The sequence below is a fragment of the Ruegeria sp. YKSE079 genome (assembly GCF_059612845.1).
On sequence record NZ_JBXWRJ010000002.1, the window covers coordinates 79,633 to 97,077 of the forward strand.

Here is a 17,445-nt window from a genome sequence, read left to right on the forward strand (position 1 = left end):
CTCTGTCCTCCCGGCCTCAACGATTGCGATTGCCGCGGCCCAGCGCGCGGCTCATCTGCGCCGCGATCTGCCCCTGGCTGCGGCGGAACCCCTGCACATCCGGGGTTGTCACGTTCATCACCACATTGATCGGTTGGCCGCCTCCGGCGCTGCGCACCCCAAGCTTGCCGTCGGCGCCCCGCGCCAGCGGCATGATCGCCTCGGGCCCAGCTTCGCCCATCAGGCCAAATCCGCCCCGCATCGGAAAGGATGTCGGGCCGCTGACGACACCACCATTGGCAAAAGGCATCACCCGCCCCTGCGCAAACCCGGCACCTTTGGCAAAGGGCAGAATGCCCTCGACCAGACTGTTCACACCCGAGGCCAGCAAGCCGCCGAAATGATCCGTCACCGGCTTGATCGCGGCCGAATAGGTGGTCTGGATCATCGACTGCGCCACCGTTTCCAGCGCGTCCGACAGCTTCATCCCGTCAAACACCACGCCATCGAACGCCCGCCGCAGCCCCTTGGACAATCCCCGTTCCAGCGTCGCCACATCCTTGCCCGTTTCCGCCAGCGCCGAACGCACGCGCTGCAGCTCGCTGTCGAACCCTGCGGCCATGGCCGCCGCGTCGCCCAGCGTATCTCCCAGCGCCTCGCTGCGCGTTTCCAGATCGTCGAACCCGTCACTCTCCGTCATCGCTTACTCCTTGTGTCTTGTCCGGAAAGGCCGCCAACAGCGCCTCCAGACCCTTGCGGTTCATCGGCGACTGCCCCGCACCCTGCCCCAGCATCAGCCGCAACTCAGCCGGGGTCAGACGCCAGAACTGCTCCGGCGTCAGCCGCAGGCCCGAAAGCCCGGCCCGCATCAGCGCGGACCAGTCGAACCGGCTCATGCCTCGCCCGGCAGCATGAAGGCCCGCGCCAGCAACTCAGCCGCAACCCTCGCCGCCGCCATCGGCCCACCCTCGATCTCGGCCCGCAGCAGGTCGGTGCGGCTCACATCCGCACCGCCGCCGCGCAATCCGGCAACCACCAGCGCCAGCACGTCGCGGCTGGAATAACTGCCGCCTTCGAACCGCTGCACCAGATCCACCAGCGATCCGGCCTCAAGCGCCTGCTCCAACTCGGCCAAAGCGCCCAGCGTCAGCTTCAGCACCCGCCGCTGCCCGTCGATGGTCAATGCCACCTCACCCGTCCACGGATTGGCCATCGCGTTACAGCGCCGTAAAGGTCAGCGCCCCGGCACTTGCCAGGCTCATCTCGTATGTCGCCTCGCCATTGTGCGAACCCGCATACTCGATCCCGGTCACCTGGAACGGTCCCTCGACAATGCCGAAATCGGGTATGATCACCTGAAAGGCAGGTATCTCGCCGTCAAAGAACAATTGCCGCGCACGCTCGTCCGTGCCGGCATCCCTGAACACGCCCGAGCCCGAGATCGCGGCAGACTTCACCCCCGCTCCCGACAGCAATTCACGCCAGCCACCTTGGCTTTCCAGGCTGGTCACATCCACGCTTTCCGCGTTGAAGCTGATCCGCGTGGCACGCAGCCCCGCAATCGTCTCGAACAGGCCCGTGCCGTTCATGTCCACCTTGACCAACAGGTCTTTTCCGTTCTGGGCACCCATATGCTCTCTCCAAAAGTTTGATTGCTCAGTTGTCTTCCACGCGGGCGCGGAATCTCAGATCGATCTGGCGCATCGCGCCACCCGTTCCGGTGCGCCGGGCCGAGGCCTTTTCGAACCACAGTCCCACCAGCCGCCCCCGGCTCAGGCTCAGCGGCGGCGCCTCAAGCGCATCGCAGATTGCCCCGGCCACAGCCTTGCCCGTTGCAAATCCAGATGCCTCGGACACCACCGAAATCGTCAGGCGGTGCAGCGCTCCCGCGCCGGATTTGTCCGACGCCTCGCGCACCTCTTCCGGTCCCAGCGTCACATAGGTCTCGGGCACCGTCCCCGACGGCACCACGTCGAAGATCGCGCTTCCAACCAATGCCGCAACGCCCGCGTCCGCCAGCAGATGCTGATACACCGCCGCCTGCAGCGGGGCTGCCATTCCATAACTCATGCCGCCACCTCCTCATCTACGAAACAATTCAGAAAACGCCCCTGCGCGTCATGTTCGGCCACCGCCCGGATCACCAACAACCGCGCGCCATCGCGGAACCGCTGGTCGGGCGCCGGTCGCATGCTTGACCCCTGCGGCGCGGCCCGCACCACGATGCGGTAGCCGACGCGCGATATCGCGGCCCCGCCCACCGGGCGTTCGGCCCCGGTGCGGGCAGTCACCTCGGCCCAGACCGTGCCCTGCGCGATCCAGCGCTCCGTAAACCCGCCCGCGCCATCCGGGCTGCGCAGCGGCGCCTCCAACACCAGCCTTCGGTTCAGATGCGGCAGCCTCATTGCAGCACCCCCGCGCCAAACCGGACCATGCGATAGCGCTGGATCAGGCTGGTGACCCCAAAGGGCATGCACCCGTCACCCAACGCGGTCTCATGGCGGTATTCATAGTAATGCGCCGCCAGCATCAGTATCGCCTGCACCAGATCGGCAGGCAGTTCACCCCAATCCGGGGCCATCCCGGCGGTAAAGGTGATCCGGACCGACCCTCCGGTTGCGACAACGGGCAGATACGCCCCCACCGGGCACAATAGCGGCCTCTGAGTGTCCTGCACCAAACGGTACCGTGCGGCGTCCACCACCGTCTCGACACCCGCCGCATCGATCAGCACCACCGCTTCGACCGATTGCACCGGCGCGGTTGGCAATACTTCGCGGTTCCGATCCCGCCAGCCGGTCAGCATCCAGGAAAACTGGCGGGCGATCAGCACCTTGCCGGTGCGTGCCTCAATTGCGGCAATGGCCGCACGCAGAAAACCTTTCAGCACCTCGTCCTGCACGTCGCCCTCGGCAAACCCGGTGCCCAGCCGCAGATGCGCCTTGAACTGATCCACCGGCAGCGCCGCATCCGCGATGGCGGTTTCTTCGATCAACATCATCCATTCACTCCGCAATCTCGGACCCCACCGGGGCCTCAGTCAGGAAAATGACGGGCACGCGCCGCCCCACGTTGCTCGGACGGAGGGGAGCAGCTAGACAACGCGAGGGATCTCACCCCGGCCCGCGCCCGCCACCCGAGGCAGGTCACCCCGCCCCGGCTTCGACGCGGTTACGCGGCGCCGAATTTCACCAGCTTGATCGCGGCAAAGTCGCTTACATCGCCGCCGACGCGTTTGGTCGCGTAAAACAGCACATGCGGCTTGGCGCTGAACGGATCGCGCAGCACGCGCAGATCAGGGCGTTCGGCAATGGTGTAGCCTGCCTGAAAATCACCGAAGGCGATCGAAAAGCTGTCAGGGCCCGCATCCGGCATATCCTCGGCGATCAGCACCGGATACCCCATCAGACGCGCAGGTTCGCCCGCGGCCAGACCATCCGACCACAGGAATCGGCCATCGGCATCCTTCAGCTTGCGGATCAGGCCCGCGGTTTTGGAGTTCATCACGAATGTACCATTGACCCGGTATTGCGCACCCAGCGCATAAACCACGTCGACAATCGCATCGGCGTCGACACCGCCCGCGATCCCGGTCGGCACATAACCAATGTTGCCCCAGGCCCAGACGTCATTGTCGACCGCCGGATGGTTCAGGATGCCCGTGGGCTTGTCCGCGCCATCCCCATTGATAAAGGCCGACGCCTCGGCCCGGGCGAACTTGTCGGCAATCCGCCCCGCCAGCCAACCCTCGACATCGAACGCGCTGTCATCCAGCAAACGCTGCGACGCCTTGGGCAGCGCACTCAGTTCGTTCAGCGGGATCGAGATGCGTTCGATCGACGGCGTCCCGGTCTCGGAGGTGACCGCGCTTTCATCGGCCCAACCCGCACCCAGATCGGTATGATCGATCAGCACGTCGAACGAATTCGCCTCGACATTCACCACCGACGCGATCGACCGGATCGAGGCGGTGGATTTCAGTACCGACTTGATGATCTCGGCGGTTTGCGGATCGATCAGATAACCACCATCGCTGTTAACGGCGGTGGACAGAGATTTCGCCTCCATCTCAAGGCCGCGCAGCCCGTCATCGTCACCCGACCGCACATAGGCGTCAAAGGCTTTTTGATGTGGCGCTCCTTCGTCGCCAAAGGCCGCCAAATGCGGGCGCGCCGCCTTGTTTGATTTTCGATCCAGCATGGTCAGTCGCTCTTCTGTCTGTTGCAATCTCGTTTGAACTTCAGCCTTCAGCCCCTTGAATTCACTCACGAAGCCAGCCATCGCCTGCTTCACCTCCTGAACCAGGGGCACACCCTCTCCGGCCAAGGCCGGGGTTTCGGTCTTGCTCATCAGCACTTCCTTTTCTGGGGGTGGTTTTACGGCGCTAGGGTCGCGCCAGCTCCAGCCGGGCATCACGGAACACCTCGGCAATCTCGCGCCAGGTATCCCCGGCCTCGGGGTCCGCTCCCTTGGCGGCAACCCGCGCGCTGGGCAACATCGGAAAGGTCACCAGCGACACCTCCCACAGCTCCAGCTCGGTCAAAAGCCGCTGACCCTTGTCATCTTTCGCGGCCCGCTTGGTTCGATAGCCGATCGACAGGCCGTCGATTGCGCCCGCACGGATCAGTTCCGCTGTCTCGCGTCCCTTCTGTGTGCTCTCCAGCAGCCGCCCCTTGACCCGCAGTCCCTGCGCATCCTCGCGCACCTCATCCCAGACGCCGATCGGTTGCGCGGGGTCGTGCTGCCACAGCATCTTGACCCGCCGACCCGCCGCCGCCAACGCCGCAAGCGAGGCGCAATAGGCGCCCTTCTGCACCACATCGCCGCCTTGATCCACCTGCCCGAACAAGCTGGCATAGCCCTCGATCACCGCATCTCCGGTCACCGAAAACCCTTCGCCGAACCGCGCGAATTTGTGTTCCAATTCCATGAACACCTCCTCGTAAGCCTCTGATTTCATGGCGCTGCCACCAGAAATGATTGTACCGCCTGCGCCAGGATCACCGCCGCCACGCCGTAAACAGTCAGCCACAGCCGCTTTTCCAGCCGCTCCATCATCTCTTCGATCCGGTCCAGCCTGCGACACAGGTGCTCGTGCTGGATCGCCGCGACCCGTTCATGCGCCGCCAGCCGCAAGCCCGGCGCGCAGTCGAATGGCGAATATCCCTCAGCCATCCGCATCCTCCACCAGCAGCGGCAGTCCCAGCAAAGACCGCTTTTCCGCGTCGGTCAGAAAATCGGCGCTGCTCACGCGCGCCCATTGCGCATCGCGCTCGGCGGCCAGTGCGGGCACCTGATCCAGATCGGGCTTCAGCATCAGATCCTCGCCGGTAAAGCCCGACAGCCACTCCGACACCGCCGCCGCCACCCGCGTCACCAGGGGCAGCACGGTCAGGCGGTAAAACGCCCGGTTGGCCTCCTGATAGTTCGAATAGGTCGCGTCGCCCTGTATCCCCAGCAGCATCGGCGGGACCCCAAAGGCCAGCGCGATCTCGCGGGCGGCGGCTTCCTTGGTCTTCTGAAACTCCATGTCCGAGGGGGAAAAGCCCATCGGCTTCCAATCCAGGCCCCCTTCCAGAACCATCGGGCGGCCAGCATTGCGCGCCCCGCGATAGTTCTGCTCGATTTCATCTGAAAGACGGCGGAACTGATCCTCGGCCATCACGCCGTGACCATCGCCCCCTTTCCAGACCAGCGCCCCCGAAGGCCGCGCCGCATTGTCCAGCAGCGATTTCGACCAGCGCGAGGCGCTGTTATGCACATCAATCGCCATCGCCGCCGCCTGCAACGGCGAAAACCCGTAATGATCATCCTGGGGATGAAACGCCTTGATGTGACAGATGACATCTGCCGCGAACCGGTGCGTCTTGCCGCCCACGCTGTAATCATACGCCCTGGGCCACCCATCCGCCCCCGGCACCACGCTCATCCGGTCGGAACGCAGAACATGCAGCTCAACCGGCAGCCCGTCCTCGGTCTGTACCGCCTCGACATAGGCGTTTCCCGACAACAGCAATTGCCCGAACAAGGCCTCCATCATCTCCGCCCGCCCCTGCGCCGCATTCGGACGCCGCATCAGGGCCAGCATCGGATGCGTCTCGTAACGCTGCGCCTGATCCTGCAGCACCAGCGGCAGCGCCGCCGCCGATTCAGCGATCAGCTTGACCGACCGAAACCCCACCGGGTTGCCGGAAAACCCCGTCCGCGTCAGCGAGACGGTGTCGCGCGGGCTCCACGCCACGCGCCCGCCGGTCTGCCACGCCACCACAGGCCCCGTCGCGCTCGCCTTCGCCTCGGGCGCTTTCCCAGCCGATCCACGACGCAAGAAATCGAATACCATCAGTTGATGCTCCTTTCTGCCGCCGCTCTGCCCGGCTTGTTGAAAGGAGTTATGACGGGCAGAGGTTTAGGTCTTGGGAACGGAGCGTACGGGGGTTGGGCAACGGGGAAACTCTCAAGTAGCAAAGAGTATTCAAACTTATGGTTGTGCGAGGCACCTAATGACGCCAGTTATGAGATTGCGGCACTAACAATCTGATTGGTTTATATATAATGTCTACACGTGGTGATGAATACTTGCTTGCGATAGGTCAATTGACTGAGGCCTACAGGGAGCTTGACGCTAAGTTGCTTGGTGCCTGCACAAATTGTTTCTCTCTCAATATGCAGGCAAGTTTGGCGATCTTTGGAGCAAGCGACCCCAAAAGGAAATCAGAAACAATAAAGCGATATCTCGCTGAAGTTTTTAGAAACAAGACACAAGAGGTTTTTGTCAGTTGGTTGGAAATCTCGAAGCGCCTTAACGACCTCGTAGCCGAGAGGAATGACATAATTCACTCAATCATAATGGAACAGAAGGACGATGAGACAACATTCTGTCGGTTAGCCAGCGCAGCACCGAAATATCAAGCTGGCGGCGAGTATCATCATCATGGAGGGTTCTCCACTTACACGAATGCCGAAATAGTCGCCGTTTCTCATAAAATGATAGACCTAAGCGAGCAAATAAGTGGCTTTTTGAAGACACATGCTGCAGTTCTCAAAGACAGGGATCGCCACTAAGTAAGAAAAACAGGCCTGTGCTGATTGGCCAGCTGGCACCTATTCCCAGTGGAATTGCATTTTCACTGTACCCTCACAAAGCCCTCACCCTAGGCCGTCGATACGCCCCCGCAGGCCCCACCACCAACTCATGCAGCGCCCAGACCAACGCGTCGACCCCGTTGGGCGAACCCTGCCGTTTGATCCTTCACACCCAGACACATCCTCAAACCAAACATTGACCAAAATCCCCATCACCGCTCATGATGAACATGCATCGGCCTCATCCCGGATCCAATTCGGAAGAGCAACCAGCCTGCAATTGTGGGGGAAACATGACCGTCAACGTCGAAACCAGCTTTACCGAAAGCGAGGGGTTGTCCATCGCCTATCAGGTCTGGGGTAACGGGCCGCGCAACCTCGTGCTGGTGCCGGGAATGATTTCACATCTCGAGGCGTCGCTGGAAAACCCCGGTTATCTGCAATGGATGAACGCCCTCAGCTCCATCGGGCGGCTGGCCACCTTCGACAAGCGCGGCAATGGCATGTCCGACCGCATCCAGGGCACGCCCACGCTGGAAGAGCGCACGATGGATATCGAGGCGGTGATGGATGCCGCCGACATGGCCTCGGCCACTGTCATCGGCTTTTCCGAGGGTGCCGCGCTTGCCTGCGTCTACGCGGCCATGCGCCCCGAGCGGGTCGAACGGCTCGCCCTGTGCGGCGGCTATGCGCAGGGCCGCCTGACCCGCGGCTATCTGGATCAGGAAAGCCTTGAACAGGCGCTGAAGCAATTCCACGAGAACTGGGGAAAGCCCAACAAACCGCATCCCTTTTCCGATTTCGGCCCCGCCAGGGATGACGCCGAAGGTCAGGAAGCCTGGGCGCATTTCCAAAGAATGAGCGCCACCCCCATCACCGTCGCCAACCTGTTCGAACTTGCCGCCCATATCGACATCCGGGAATTGCTGCCCTCCATCTCACAACCCACGCTGGTCATTCACCGCGATACCGAAGAACCCAACGGCCGCGACTGCGCTCAGGATTTCCTGCGCCTGATGCCCGCGACCGAATACCGAACCGTGCCGGGCCACGAACATGTACCGTGGGAAGGCGACGTCGACCGCTATGCCTCGGCAATCGTCGAATTCGTCACCGGCGCAGCACCGGTGACGCTGCAACCCACGCGTACGCTTGCCACCGTCCTGTTCTCCGATCTGGTGGACTCGACCTCGCAACAGGCCAGTATCGGCGACGAAGGCTGGCGCGACCTGATGAACCGCCACGACAGCATCTGCTCGTCGCAGATTGCCCGCCACGGCGGCCATCTGGTGAAGTTCACCGGCGACGGCGTGTTGGCGACGTTCGGCTCTCCCACCAACGCCCTGACCTGCGCCAACTCGGTGCGCGACGCCCTGTCGGCGATCGATCTCAGAACCCGCTTTGGCGCCCATACGGGCGAGATCGTCATTCGCGGCGACGACATCAGCGGTCTGGGCGTGGTCGTGGCCGCAAGGGTGATGGACCGGGCGCAAGGCGGCCAGGTCCTCGCCTCCGATCTCACCCGCCAGCTCATGCTTGGCGCGCCGTTCCGCTTTCAGGACTGCGGCGAACATGAACTGAAAGGCGTCCCCGACAAATGGCGCCTGCACGCGGTCAGCCCCGCCTGAACCGAACGCATTTCGAACCGCCGGGATACCTGTCCCGATTTGATCCGCACAAATCAAAGTGCGCATAGGCGACCTGCTGTAATCGCGCCTGCGCGACCGGATGCAGAACTACCCTGTCATCAACGATGCCTTGAACACACACGTGTTGTCGGCGTTCGAGCCGATGGCAACCAGAGGACCAGGACCGGCAGAACCATCCGGAAAATGAAACTTCCAAAAGGAATAAGTTGCACCCGCGAAATTGGTGATAAATATTGCGGCACGATCCAAAGAGGGTTCCGAACGAATGAAAAAGCTTGGCCTGGATGCGACCGACATTCGCATTCTCAGCGCAATTCAGAGCCATGGCCAGCTAAGCAAAACCAAGCTGGCCGAGCTCGTGAACCTGTCCCCGACACCGTGCTGGGACCGTTTGACCAAGCTGAAGGCGGCCGGGTATGTCCGGGGGTACCACGCCGATATCGCGCTTGAGCGCATCGTCGACTACACCCAGGTCATCGTGACCGTCTCGCTGACGCAGCACCGCAAGGCCGATTTCAACCGGTTTGAGGAATGCATCAAGAAGCTCGACGAGGTCACGGAATGCGTCGCGACCGGCGGCGGCATGGATTATGTGCTCAAAATCGTCACCCCGTCGCTCGCCCGCTTTCAGGACCTGATGGAAACCCTGCTTGCCGAAGAGCTGGGCGTCGGTCGGTACATGACCTATATCGTCACGCGCAAGGTCAAATCCGCACAGCCGAATCTTGCGGAACTGGCGGCCGGCATCGCCCGGCCAAAGGTCACAGACTGAACGGTCTTTCCCACGCCGGATAAAAAGCCTGTTTGGCCTTTCCGGGCCTCGTTTTCAGACCGCAACCGCGCGCCATCCCACGCTAATCACTCGCCCAGTTCAAGTCATCCACCGCAGATTGGCCGGTGGTGAAAAAGGGTGAAAGACATGACGCAATCAGACGATTTCGGTTTCGGCACGCAGATCCGGAAATCCCCCTATTTCGACGCAACCGTTCGCTGGGGCGCAAAGGGGTTCTCGGTTTACAACCACATGTATATCCCGCGCGATTTCGGCGACCCGGAACAGAACTTCTGGAACCTCGTCAACGACGCGATCCTCTGTGACGTGGCGGTCGAACGTCAGGTCGAAATCACCGGTCCTGATGCCGCGCGCTTCGTGCAGATGCTGACCCCGCGCGATCTGTCGAAAATGGCCGTGGGCCAGTGCAAATACGTGCTGATCACCAACGCCGACGGCGGCATCCTGAACGACCCGATCCTGCTGCGCCTTGCGGAAAACCACTTCTGGATTTCGCTCGCTGACAGCGACATCCTGCTATGGGCGCAGGGCGTGGCGGTGCATTCCGGCCTGGACGTCACGATTTGCGAACCCGACGTGTCGCCGCTGCAGCTGCAGGGCCCGAAATCGGGCGAGATCATGCGCACGCTCTTTGGCGACACCATCATGGACCTGAAATACTATTGGCTGCGCGAAGTCGAACTCGACGGTATTCCGTTGATCGTATCGCGCACCGGCTGGTCCAGCGAACTGGGCTACGAGCTTTACCTGCGCGACAGCACCTTTGGCGATGCCCTGTGGGAGCGGATCATGGCGGCAGGCATGCCCTTTGGTCTCAAACCCGGGCACACCTCGTCCATCCGCCGGATCGAGGGCGGCATGCTGTCCTATCACGCCGATGCCGACATCCACACCAACCCGTTCGAGCTGGGCTTCGACCGCCTTGTGAACCTCGACATCGAGGCCGAATTCATCGGCAAGGCCGCGCTGCGCCGCTTCAAGGAAACGGGTGTCAGCCGCAAACAGGTGGGGCTGGTCATCGACGGCGCGCCGCTGAAAGGGCCGAACACGACCTTCTGGGCGATCAACGCGGTGGGCGAAAGCATCGGCAAGGTGACCTCGGCCGTCTACTCACCGCGCCTCAAGCAGAACATCGCCCTGGCGATGGTGTCCGTCGATGCCGCGGTGATTGGCACAGAGGTCGAGGTGATCGCGACCTCGGGGCCGACCCGCGCCATCATCGTGGATATCCCGTTCTACGACCCCAAGAAATCACTCGCCGCCGCGTAACGGACAGGCCCGGGAGTTCAAAAAATGTCGGACCTTTCGATCCAGCTGCACTGGCACCGCACGACACCCGAGTTCAAGCCGGGGGCTTATTCCGCAGAACATGTGGTGCAATACAATAACCAGTATGACGTCCAGGTGGACGCCGCCCCGGATTGGGGCGGCGATCCCGCCAACACCAACCCTGAACAGGCGCTGGCCTCGGCCCTGTCAAGCTGCCACATGATGACCTTTCTCGCGTTGGCCGCCAAGGCAGGCTGGCCGGTGGCCAGCTATCACGATCACGCCGTTGCGCAACTGGGCAAGAACGCGCGCGGCCAGATGTCGGTGACACGCATCGACCTGCATCCGGTGGTGCGGTTCGACACCGGCTTTCAGGTCGGCGACGCGGACATGGAACAGATGCAGGACCGCGCCCATCGCTACTGCTTCATCGCCAACACGCTGGCCGACAGTGTCGAGGTGAACATCCTGCATGCCCCGAATGTCATCCACTTCCGTGACGGAGAGAACGATGTTGCTGCGTGATCTGGACAACCGGGGCATCCTGCGCCTGACGCTGGACGATGGCGCGCGGCGCAATCCTTTGTCCGAGGCAATGCTGCTCGCCCTTGGCACCGCCTTTGCCGAGGCGGGAACCAACCCGGAAGTTCGGGTGATTGTCCTCGCCGCGAACGGGCCCGCCTTCTGCGCCGGTCATGACCTCAGGGAAATGACCGCCGGACGCGCGAACCCGGATCGGGGCCGGGCGTATTTCACCAAAATCATGACGATGTGCTCGGCCACCATGCAGGCGATCGTGAACTGCCCCAAGCCCGTGATTGCCGAGGTCGCGGGTATCGCCACGGCGGCCGGGTGTCAGCTTGTCGCCAGCTGCGATCTGGCCATCGCAGCGGATACCGCGCAATTCAGCACGCCGGGTGTACATATCGGGCTGTTCTGTTCAACACCGATGGTCGCGCTGTCGCGCAATGTTGCCGGCAAGCACGCGATGGAAATGCTGTTGACCGGCGACATGATATCCGCCGCCCGGGCGGTCGAATTCGGGCTGATCAACCGCGTGGTACCCCCCGAGGCGCTGCGGGATGCCACGACAGAGATGGCCGCCAAGATCGCCTCGAAATCCAGCATGACGCTGGCCACCGGCAAACGGGCCTTCCATGCCCAGCGCGAACTGCCCCTGGCAAAGGCATACGACTATGCCACGCAGGTGATGGTCGACAATATGCTCGCCCGTGACGCCGAGGAAGGCATCGGTGCCTTCATCGAGAAACGCAAGCCCCAATGGCAGGACGCCTGAACCGATGGACAAAAACCCCTATAACTCCGGCCTGGACCGCAACCCGGCGAATTACCAGCCCCTGACACCGCTCAGCTTTCTGGAACGCGCCGCAACCGTCTTTCCCGATCATACGGCGATCGTGCACGGCCCCCTGCGCCGCTGCTATGCCGAGTTCTATGCACGGTCGCGCCAGCTGGCCTCTGCCCTGGCCAAGAACGGGATCGGGCGCGGCGATACGGTGTCGGCGCTGCTGTTCAACACGCCAGCGATGCTGGAATGCCATTACGGTGTGCCGATGTGCGGGGCGGTTTTGCATTCGATCAACACAAGGCTGGACGCCGCCATCATCGCCTTCCAGCTTGACCACGCGATGTCAAAGCTGGTGATCGTGGACCGGGAACTGATGCCGCTGATGCAGGAGGCGCTTGCGCTTGCCGCGGTAAAGCCGACGCTGATCCAATATGACGACCCGGAATATGACGGCCCGCGGACCGAATTCGAGGTTGCCGATTACGAGGTGTTCCTGACCCGCGGCAACCCGGATTTCGCATGGCTGATGCCCGAGGACGAATGGGATGCAATCTCGATCAACTACACCTCCGGCACCACAGGCAATCCCAAGGGCGTTGTCTCGCATCACCGGGGCGCATATCTGCTGGCGCAAGGCAACGCGCTGACCTCATCAATGGCAAAACACGCGGTCTATCTGTGGACCTTGCCGATGTTCCACTGCAACGGCTGGTGCTTTCCCTGGACGATGTCAGCGATCATCGGCACCCATGTCTGCCTGCGGCAGGTCCGGGCCGAACCGATCTGGAATGCCCTCGCCGACGAAGGCGTCACCCACCTGTGCGGCGCGCCCATCGTGATGTCGCTTCTGATTTCAGCCCCGGACGACGTCAAACGCGATCTCGACCGGCCCGTGCAGTTCTTCACCGCCGCCGCGCCACCGCCGGAATCGGTTCTGGCAGACATGAAAGAGGCCGGTTTCGACGTCACCCATCTCTACGGGCTGACCGAAACCTACGGACCCGCCGTGGTCAACGACTGGCATCACGACTGGTCCGCCCTGCCTCCGGCGCAGCAGGCCGCACTCAAGGCCCGCCAGGGCGTGCGCTACCTGCCGCTCGAAGGGCTCGACGTTGTCGATCCCGACACCATGCAGCCCGTTCCGCGCGATGGCCGGACCATGGGAGAAGTCATGTTTCGCGGCAACGTCGTGATGAAGGGCTATTTCCGCAACCCCGAAGCGACGCAAGAGGCCTTTGCCGGTGGCTGGTTCCATTCGGGCGATCTGGGTGTGATGCATCCCGATGGCTATATCCAGCTCAAGGACAGATCAAAGGATATCATCATCTCGGGCGGCGAGAACATCTCGTCGATCGAAGTCGAAGAGGCGCTTTATCGTCACCCCGACGTCGCAGTTGCCGCCGTCGTCGCCATGCCGCACGAAAAATGGGGCGAAGTGCCCTGCGCCTTTGTCGAACTGAAGACGAACGCAGCGGTCGAAGAAACAGCGCTGATCGGCTTCTGCCGGCAAAGCCTGGCCGGGTTCAAGGCACCGAAACGGATCGTTTTTCAGGACCTGCCCAGAACATCGACCGGGAAAATCCAGAAATTCACCCTTCGCGAACAGGCGCGCATGTTTACCGCCTGAAAACACCACCGGGCATCCCCGACACCGGGATGCCCGGCGGCCTCAACCAGAACGACCGAACACGTATCCCGGCCTTCGCTCGCACCAGACCGCCGAAAGCGCAAGACCACCACTTTTCATTGTCTGAAAAAGAAAACTTGCTAGTCTTTGACTGAGGAGGTCCAGCCGATGGAACGCCGCCTGAGCGCTATCCTGGCTGCCGATATGGTCGGCTATTCGCGGCTTATGGAAGCCGATGAAATCGGCACACTTGAACGCCAGAAAGCTCATCGTTCAAACCTCATCGACCCTGCCATCGACAAATTCCGAGGGCGCATCGTCAAGGAAATGGGCGATGGATTGCTGGTCGAGTTTCCGTCGGTTGTCGATGCCGTCCAATGCGCCGTCGAAATCCAGCGCACCATGCCCCAGCGCGAGCAGGGCACCGTACCCGATCGACGGATCGCCTATCGCGTCGGGATCAACCTGGGAGACATCATCGTCGATGGCGACGATATCTACGGCGACGGCGTGAACGTGGCGGCCAGACTGGAACAGCTGGCCGAACCGGGCGGCATCTGCATCTCCGGCACCGCCTACGACCACATGCGCTCTGCCGTCAAGGTCGGCTATGTGTCGATGGGCGAGCTTCAGGTCAAGAATATCGAAAGACCGATCCGGGCGTACAGGGTTCTTACCGATCCCCAAAAGGGCGACGCCACAGGCAATCCCCCCAAAAGGCTCCAACCAAGCCGCACAATGGCAATTGCAGCAATTGTCCTTCTTCTTGTTTTCGGGATGGCCGGGTGGTGGACCTTCAATCAGTCCGCCCCCCAGGCGGGCAGCGAAAACCGACCACCGCTGGCACTCCCCGATAAACCATCAATCGCCATCCTGCCCTTTGCAAATCTATCAGGTGACGCAGAACAGGAATACTTTGCCGAGGGCTTCACCGAAGACCTGACCAGCAACCTTGCCCAGTCGAAAGACCTGTTCGTCATCTCCCGCAATTCGACATCTGCCTACAAGACGCGCCCTGCGAATATCCGCGACATAGCCGCCGATCTTGGTGTCCGCTACGTTCTCGAAGGGTCGATCCGCCGCATCGACGACAAGATCCGGATCACGGCTCAGCTCATAGATGCCTCCAGGGATACGCATGTCTGGGCAAAACAATATGATGAACCCGTCTCCGGTATATTCGACGTTCAGGACGACCTCACCCGCGAAATCGCGGGCAGCCTTCTGGTCAACATGCGCAAGGCAGACCTCGACCGGACGCGCCAAAAGCGGCCAAGCGACCTGACCGCCTACGACTACGTGCTGCGCGCCCGCGCGCTCTGGGACACCCCCGGCAAGGAAGCCAAGCTCGAAGCGCGCGAACTGGCGGAAAAAGCCATCGCGCTGGACCCGAACTATGCACCCGCCTATGCCGTTCTCGGCGACACCTACAACAGCGCGTATATTCTTCAATGGGAAGGACCCGAAGCGCTCGACAAGGCCTATGACCTGGCGCGCAAGGCGGTAGAGCTGGACCCGCGATCGTCGCAATCCTACGAATTGCTCGGTCGCGTATTCCTGCGTCAGAACAAGCACAACGAGGCCATCCTGTCGCTGCAAAAGGCGATTGACCTCAATCCCAACCGATCCTTTCACTACGCAGCCCTGGCCGACGTTCTGACATTCGCCAACCGGCCGGAAGAAGCCATTGACCTTATGCAAACGGCGATCCGGCTGGATCCGTTCTATCCCGCCCGGGACAACATGTATCTCGGTCGGGCCTACTATTTCAGCAAGCGGTACGAAGAGGCGATGGTCGAACTGAGAACCTGCGTTATCCGCACGCCCCGGTATCGTCCCTGTTACATGTATCTGGCGCCGACCTACGCCCAGATGGACCTGCCGGACGACGCCGCGAACACCGTGGACGAGCTGATGCGGATTGCACCAAATTTCTCGATCGCCAAATCGGTTCGTGGCCACCTCCCGTTCGTGGAACCGGCGATGGACTTCTACATCGACGGGCTGCGCAAGGCAGGTGTTCCCGACTAGCGCCAATGCGCCTCCACAGAACTCCTACCCCTTCCCCTCACAAGACCCGCAGCCGGGGGCGCCGATACTGCGCCGCAGGTGCCACCAGCAACTCGTGCAATGCCCAGACCAGCGCATCAACCCGGTCGGGCGAACCCTGCCCTTCAAACCCGCGCGTGGTCAACTGGCACATCTGCTCCTCCAGCGCGTCCAGCCCGGCCACATGGGACACCCGCCCCTGCTCGTAGAGCGCCGCCACCGGCTCCGCCCGCGCCACCTTCCCGCGTGACGCCCGCACCGCCCGGAACGGCACCAGCGGGTCGACCTGCCGCACGACCTCTTCCACCAGCTGCCCGCCCTGATTGACCTCTGCCACCAGCCTCTCGGCCCCGAACTCGTCCATCGCGGCTATCGCCGCCCGCGCCCAGCCCGCCGGACCAACGCCCTGCACCGTCCGGTCAGCCAGCACAAAGGCCCGCCAGTCCTCGGGCGGGCCTTGCACTTGCGCCCCAACCACCACGATCCCGCAGGCATCTGCATCCACCCCGCCACTCACCGCCGGGTCCAGCGCCACAACAATCCGATCCAGATCCGGCACACGCGCCGCCCGCGCCGCCTCCAGCATCGATCCGGTCCACAGCGCGCCCTCGGCATCGGCCAGCAGCACCCCGTCCAGCTCCTGCCGCCCCAGCCGCGTCCCCGCATAGCGCGCCCGCACTTCTTCCAGAAACGACGCTGCCAGGTTGGCCCGGTTCGCCTCGGTCGGCGCATGGGTCACCACCGTGGACGGTGCCGCCAGCAAATCCTTCAAAACCTTCACGTTCCGCGGCGTCGTGGTCACACAGGCCTGGGGCAGATCCCCCAGCCGCAACGCAAATTGCAACATGTCCCAGGTCTCGCTCGGCTTCGGCCACTTGGCCAGCTCGTCCACCCAGGCGGCATCGAACTGCGGCCCCCGCAAACTGTCCGGATCATGCGCCGAAAACACCTGCGCCTCGGCCCCGTTGGGCCAGACCAGCTTGCGCTCCGACGCTTTCCAAGCGGGCCGACGATCCGGCGGTGAACACTGCAAGATCCCGCTATCGCCGAAAATCATCACTTCGCGCACCTGATCCCGGGTCTCGCCCACCAGCGCCACACGCCGCGCCACGCCCTTGTCCAGCGGCTTGGCCCCCTCGACCATCGAGCGAACCCACTCGGCCCCGGCCCGCGTCTTGCCCGCGCCGCGCCCGCCCATGATGACCCATGTGCGCCAATCCCCCTCGGGCGGCAACTGATGCGGCATCGCCCAGAACTCGAACAGGAAAGGGAGGGCACACAGCCCTCCCTCCCCGATCTCACTCAGAAACCTCTCCCGCACCGCAGCATCGGCGGAGGCGAGCCAGCCTGCACCCGATCTCAGATCGGGCCTGCTCAAGGTCGAGCGCATAGCCCCCCTGGGCAATTCCTTGTTGTCTGTGATGGTGTTCGACAAAACTCGTCTCCACTTTCTGACAGTTCCGGATCAGGCCGTCGACCTGACCAAGCTGCTTGGCTGTGCCAGCAAGATCTGCTTCCTCCCCGGTGACGATCTGCTTGCGCAGGTCTTCCGCCGCTTGCCGCAGACCGCGAATGGACGTTTCGAGCGACTGCAACAAATCAGCCGTCCGGGCGATCCTCTCTTCCGGGGTAATCATCGTCATATGTGCGTCTGACCTCATGCGTGAGTTGTTCCGCACGAGAGAAA

At 62.5% G+C, this 17,445-nt stretch carries 21 protein-coding genes; 8 read left to right on the plus strand and 13 right to left on the minus strand.

What is annotated here, in order from left to right; genetic code table 11:
- Positions 1–16 precede the first annotated feature (16 nt).
- From AC2FMY_RS01975 to AC2FMY_RS02025, 11 genes are all read right to left on the minus strand, one after another.
- Positions 17–679 (minus strand): RcGTA-type gene transfer agent tail tape measure protein, encoded by a 663-nt coding sequence (locus tag AC2FMY_RS01975; RefSeq protein WP_496806912.1) that lies wholly within the window; start codon positions 677–679, stop codon positions 17–19.
- On the minus strand, positions 666–875 hold the full coding sequence (locus AC2FMY_RS01980) for a rcc01693 family protein (RefSeq protein WP_480748317.1): 210 nt from the start codon (positions 873–875) through the stop codon (positions 666–668). Before AC2FMY_RS01980 ends, AC2FMY_RS01975 begins: the two co-directional genes overlap by 14 nt.
- The gene (locus AC2FMY_RS01985; protein WP_480748316.1) at positions 872–1,192 is read right to left on the minus strand and encodes a gene transfer agent family protein; all 321 of its coding nucleotides are present in this window, start codon (positions 1,190–1,192) and stop codon (positions 872–874) included. The genes AC2FMY_RS01980 and AC2FMY_RS01985 overlap by 4 nt, the downstream gene beginning before the upstream one ends.
- Positions 1,193–1,196: 4 nt before the next feature.
- Positions 1,197–1,610, minus strand: a complete 414-nt coding sequence (locus AC2FMY_RS01990; RefSeq protein ID WP_480748315.1) for a phage major tail protein, TP901-1 family — start codon at positions 1,608–1,610, stop codon at positions 1,197–1,199.
- A gap of 25 nt (positions 1,611–1,635) precedes the next feature.
- The gene (locus AC2FMY_RS01995; protein WP_496806913.1) at positions 1,636–2,049 is read right to left on the minus strand and encodes a DUF3168 domain-containing protein; all 414 of its coding nucleotides are present in this window, start codon (positions 2,047–2,049) and stop codon (positions 1,636–1,638) included.
- Positions 2,046–2,384, minus strand: a complete 339-nt coding sequence (locus tag AC2FMY_RS02000; RefSeq protein ID WP_496744078.1) for a head-tail adaptor protein — start codon at positions 2,382–2,384, stop codon at positions 2,046–2,048. Before AC2FMY_RS02000 ends, AC2FMY_RS01995 begins: the two co-directional genes overlap by 4 nt.
- Complete coding sequence (locus AC2FMY_RS02005; RefSeq protein WP_496806914.1) at positions 2,381–2,980, minus strand: head-tail connector protein; 600 nt, start codon at positions 2,978–2,980, stop codon at positions 2,381–2,383. The genes AC2FMY_RS02000 and AC2FMY_RS02005 overlap by 4 nt, the downstream gene beginning before the upstream one ends.
- A gap of 170 nt (positions 2,981–3,150) precedes the next feature.
- Positions 3,151–4,329, minus strand: coding sequence for a phage major capsid protein (locus AC2FMY_RS02010; protein ID WP_496744076.1), 1,179 nt, complete (start codon positions 4,327–4,329; stop codon positions 3,151–3,153).
- Between the two features lie 34 nt (positions 4,330–4,363).
- Complete coding sequence (locus AC2FMY_RS02015) at positions 4,364–4,909, minus strand: HK97 family phage prohead protease (RefSeq protein ID WP_480748310.1); 546 nt, start codon at positions 4,907–4,909, stop codon at positions 4,364–4,366.
- Between the two features lie 26 nt (positions 4,910–4,935).
- Positions 4,936–5,154, minus strand: coding sequence for a GTA head formation protein, RCAP_rcc01685 family (locus tag AC2FMY_RS02020; RefSeq protein ID WP_480748309.1), 219 nt, complete (start codon positions 5,152–5,154; stop codon positions 4,936–4,938).
- On the minus strand, positions 5,147–6,319 hold the full coding sequence (locus AC2FMY_RS02025) for a phage portal protein (RefSeq protein WP_496806915.1): 1,173 nt from the start codon (positions 6,317–6,319) through the stop codon (positions 5,147–5,149). Before AC2FMY_RS02025 ends, AC2FMY_RS02020 begins: the two co-directional genes overlap by 8 nt.
- Positions 6,320–6,531: 212 nt before the next feature.
- Between AC2FMY_RS02025 and AC2FMY_RS02030 the strand changes: the two genes are divergently transcribed.
- The 8 genes from AC2FMY_RS02030 (at position 6,532) to AC2FMY_RS02065 (ending at position 15,740) form a co-directional block, all read left to right on the plus strand.
- Positions 6,532–7,041: a hypothetical protein gene (locus AC2FMY_RS02030; RefSeq protein ID WP_496744071.1), complete on the plus strand. Its 510-nt coding sequence runs from the start codon at positions 6,532–6,534 to the stop codon at positions 7,039–7,041.
- 314 nt (positions 7,042–7,355) lie between these two features.
- Complete coding sequence (locus tag AC2FMY_RS02035; RefSeq protein ID WP_480748306.1) at positions 7,356–8,690, plus strand: adenylate/guanylate cyclase domain-containing protein; 1,335 nt, start codon at positions 7,356–7,358, stop codon at positions 8,688–8,690.
- Positions 8,691–8,976: 286 nt separating this feature from the next.
- The gene (locus AC2FMY_RS02040) at positions 8,977–9,483 is read left to right on the plus strand and encodes an Lrp/AsnC family transcriptional regulator (RefSeq protein WP_496806916.1); all 507 of its coding nucleotides are present in this window, start codon (positions 8,977–8,979) and stop codon (positions 9,481–9,483) included.
- 147 nt (positions 9,484–9,630) lie between these two features.
- On the plus strand, positions 9,631–10,773 hold the full coding sequence (locus AC2FMY_RS02045) for a glycine cleavage T C-terminal barrel domain-containing protein (protein WP_496806917.1): 1,143 nt from the start codon (positions 9,631–9,633) through the stop codon (positions 10,771–10,773).
- A gap of 24 nt (positions 10,774–10,797) precedes the next feature.
- Positions 10,798–11,298: an OsmC family protein gene (locus AC2FMY_RS02050; protein WP_496806918.1), complete on the plus strand. Its 501-nt coding sequence runs from the start codon at positions 10,798–10,800 to the stop codon at positions 11,296–11,298.
- On the plus strand, positions 11,285–12,070 hold the full coding sequence (locus AC2FMY_RS02055) for an enoyl-CoA hydratase (protein WP_496806919.1): 786 nt from the start codon (positions 11,285–11,287) through the stop codon (positions 12,068–12,070). The genes AC2FMY_RS02050 and AC2FMY_RS02055 overlap by 14 nt, the downstream gene beginning before the upstream one ends.
- A 4-nt stretch (positions 12,071–12,074) precedes the next feature.
- On the plus strand, positions 12,075–13,709 hold the full coding sequence (locus AC2FMY_RS02060) for an acyl-CoA synthetase (protein ID WP_496806920.1): 1,635 nt from the start codon (positions 12,075–12,077) through the stop codon (positions 13,707–13,709).
- 168 nt (positions 13,710–13,877) lie between these two features.
- Positions 13,878–15,740 (plus strand): adenylate/guanylate cyclase domain-containing protein, encoded by a 1,863-nt coding sequence (locus AC2FMY_RS02065; protein WP_496806921.1) that lies wholly within the window; start codon positions 13,878–13,880, stop codon positions 15,738–15,740.
- A 37-nt stretch (positions 15,741–15,777) separates the two neighbouring features.
- Here the strand turns inward: AC2FMY_RS02065 and AC2FMY_RS02070 are convergent, their stop codons facing one another.
- Together AC2FMY_RS02070 and AC2FMY_RS02075 are read right to left on the minus strand one after the other, a co-directional pair.
- Positions 15,778–17,148 (minus strand): DNA-packaging protein, encoded by a 1,371-nt coding sequence (locus AC2FMY_RS02070; RefSeq protein WP_496744061.1) that lies wholly within the window; start codon positions 17,146–17,148, stop codon positions 15,778–15,780.
- Positions 17,057–17,401, minus strand: a complete 345-nt coding sequence (locus AC2FMY_RS02075) for a hypothetical protein (protein ID WP_480748297.1) — start codon at positions 17,399–17,401, stop codon at positions 17,057–17,059. Before AC2FMY_RS02075 ends, AC2FMY_RS02070 begins: the two co-directional genes overlap by 92 nt.
- Positions 17,402–17,445: the final 44 nt, after the last annotated feature.